General features: G+C 68.5%; 3 protein-coding genes. All 3 read right to left on the bottom strand.

The window, feature by feature from the left end:
* Positions 1 to 184: 184 nt before the first annotated feature.
* Positions 185 to 1,186: an ABC transporter substrate-binding protein gene (locus ACY45C_RS11840; RefSeq protein WP_462187669.1), complete on the bottom strand. Its 1,002-nt coding sequence runs from the start codon at positions 1,184 to 1,186 to the stop codon at positions 185 to 187.
* A 32-nt stretch (positions 1,187 to 1,218) separates the two neighbouring features.
* On the bottom strand, positions 1,219 to 2,091 hold the full coding sequence (locus ACY45C_RS11835; protein ID WP_462187668.1) for an ABC transporter ATP-binding protein: 873 nt from the start codon (positions 2,089 to 2,091) through the stop codon (positions 1,219 to 1,221).
* The coding region (locus ACY45C_RS11830) for a FecCD family ABC transporter permease (RefSeq protein WP_462187666.1) at positions 2,088 to 2,775 on the bottom strand (688 nt) is incomplete at its 5' end. The genes ACY45C_RS11830 and ACY45C_RS11835, both read right to left, overlap by 4 nt.

The following is a 2,775-nucleotide window of genomic DNA, read 5'->3' as shown; positions in this document are numbered from 1 at the left end:
ACCGCTTCGAGACCGACCAGCACGCCCGCGAGCGTGCCGCTCCCGGTGCGCTGGAAAAGCAGCACCGGGAGCGCGACGAGCGTCATCGCCGAACCCGCCCAGGAGACAGCCCGGCTCGCCAGGAAAAGCCGGAAGGCGGGTACCGTACTCATCTCAGGTCGTCCCACATTTTTGGGTCTGCGGCTCAGGCGTGCAGCGCGGCGGCCAGCTTTGTCACGCCTTCCACGCCGGCGAGGTTGGCCGAGTCCGACTGCGGGAGGAAGAACATCCGGTTGTTGCGGACTGCCGCCACGGTCGGGAGCCGGGAGGTGAGGAACTTGCGGGCCTCGGCCTCGGTTTCGCTGCCGCTGAGCAGATAGACGAGGGTGCCGGGATTCTTGCTGATGAGGTCCTCCACCGACAGCTCACTGAAGTATTTGCCCTTGGGCAGGGTGCCCGCGTAGATGTTCCGCACCCCGGCGAGCCGCGCGATGTCGGTGTAGACGCCGTCGTAGGTGTAGACGGTTCCCTGGTAGGTGGCGACCATCGCGACCGGGACGGGGTCCCTGCCCTGGATCTTCGTCGCGACCTGGCGGAACCGTTCGTTGATGTCGGCCTGGACCTGCCTGGCCCGGTCCGGAATGCCGAAGATCGTGCCGAGCGCGGTCAGGTCGGTGTCGACGTCACGGACCGTCGCCTTGGTGGCGTCGTCGGTGCAGAACCCGCTGAGAATCATCACCTGGGTGCCCTGGGCCTCCAGCTCGGCGATCGTGGGGAGCTGCCGGCCGTCAAACAGATAGCTGCCATCCGCCCAGATCAGGTCGGGCCGGGCGGCGAGCAGCGCCTCTCGGGTCGGTGCGCCGGTACCGAGGACGGGTAGCTTCGCCTCCACACTGGCGTACTTCGCCGCCGGTGTGCCGCTGCTGGTATTGTACTGGCCGACGATCCGGTCCGTCAGGCCCAGTTCGATGAGGAGCTCGGTACTGGTGGTCCACCCGGAGACGACCCGCGCCGGGGCCTTGTCGAAGTGCAGGGTCCGGCCGCAGTTCGCCACCTCAACGGGATAGCGGGTACCGGCCGGGGCCGACCGGGCATCGGCCGCGCTCGCACTGCCCACGCCGGTGGTCGAACCGGACCCGCAGCCGGTGAGACCGGCGGTAACAACGAGCAGGGCGGCGACCGCGACGCCGGCGCCGAGTTTCTTCATCGGGTTCTGTTTCCTTCCATTGCTTCATCGGGTCATTGCTTTATCGGGATTTCCGCGCCAGCTACCACCGGGGCCGGCTCGTCTGTTCCGGGCAGGCTGGAGGAAGACGGGCTGGAGGAAGGCGGGCTGGGGAAGGGAAGACTGGAGAAGGCGAGGTGGAGGCGGCCGGTCACCGGGTGGACGCTCCGGTCGGCGCGCACCCCGAACACGCGGCCGATGAGGTCGGCGGTCAGGACGTCCTCCGGTTTTCCCGAACAGATCACCGCGCCGTTGTGCAGGACATAGAGCCGGTCGCAGAAGGCCGCCGCGAGGTTGAGGTCATGTAACGCGGCGAGCACGGTGATCCCGAGTGAGCGCACCAACTCCAGCAGGCTCAGCTGGGTGCTAATATCCAGATGGTTGGTCGGCTCGTCCAGAATCAGCACCGACGGTGCCTGCACGAGGGCGCGCGCCAGCAGGACCCGCTGCTTCTCGCCGCCGGACAGCGACGCGAACGCCCGCCGGGCGTGCGCGGCCATGCCCACAGTGTCGAGTGCGGCCGAGATGATCTCATGATCCCCGGCCGAGATCGGGCTCCACGCGCTCTGGTGGGGGGTCCGCCCGGTCGCGACCACCTCAAGGACGGTGAAGTCGAAGCCATCGGGGCTTTCCTGCGCCAGGGCCGCGACCCGCCGCGCCGACTGGCGCGGGGTGAGGTCCCTGACCAGGTCCGTCCCGTCGAGCAGCACCGCACCGGACGTCGGCCGCACCGCCCGGTAGACCGTCTTCAGCACGGTCGACTTCCCGCTGCCGTTCGGACCGACCAGGCCGACGAAGGCGCCGGGGGGGCAGTCGACCGTCAAGTCGTACACGATCTGTACCCCGTCGGCGACGACACCCAGACCTTCCAGGCGAAGGCCCGTCACGAGGCACCACTCGCCCGTCCCGACCGGCGCAGCAGTACGAGGAAGAAGGGCACCCCGGCGACCGCGGTGATAATGCTCAACGGCAGCTCCAACGGCCGGGCCACGACCCGGCCGAGGAGATCGGCCAGCACGAGGAACGTTCCGCCCAGCAGCGCCGTCACCGGGAGCAGCCGCCGGTGGTCCGACCCGATGAGCATCCGGACGCAGTGCGGCGCGATGAGGCCGACGAACGCGACACCGCCGGCAACGGAGATGACGGACGCTGTCAGAGCGGCGGTGACGATCAGCAGCTGGGTCCGCAGCCGGCTGACCGGGATACCCAGCGAGGCGGCGGCCTCATCGCCGAGCAGCAAGGCATTCAACGACCGGGCCTGCGCCAGCAGCCACAGCGTCGCGGCCACGACGATGCACGCGGGCAGCCCCAATGTGTCCCGCTCGGCCCCCGACACCGTTCCCAGCAGCCAGAACAGCACCGCGGCGAGCTGGTTCGAACCGACCCGCAACTGCAGGTAGCTGGTGCCAGCCTGGAACAGATAGGTCAGCGCCACCCCCGCGAGCAGCAGCCGCTGCGGGTCCAGGTAACCGCACCTACGCCCTAGGGCCTGTTTGGGAAGTATGTCCCGAGGCTGGCCGTGGATCTGATGGTGATTTTCGGATTGCATGATCCGTTGTGTGGTTCTGGGT

The organism is Frankia sp. CcWB2, assembly GCF_977927585.1.
Note: the sequence above shows the minus strand (reverse complement) of the source record. Positions and strands in the feature narration are given on the sequence as shown.

Bases quoted from the DNA above. Each gene is read 5' to 3' on its own strand.
- ACY45C_RS11840 (WP_462187669.1), bottom strand. From the start codon at position 1,186: ATGAAGAAACTCGGCGCCGGCGTCGCGGTCGCCGCCCTGCTCGTTGTT.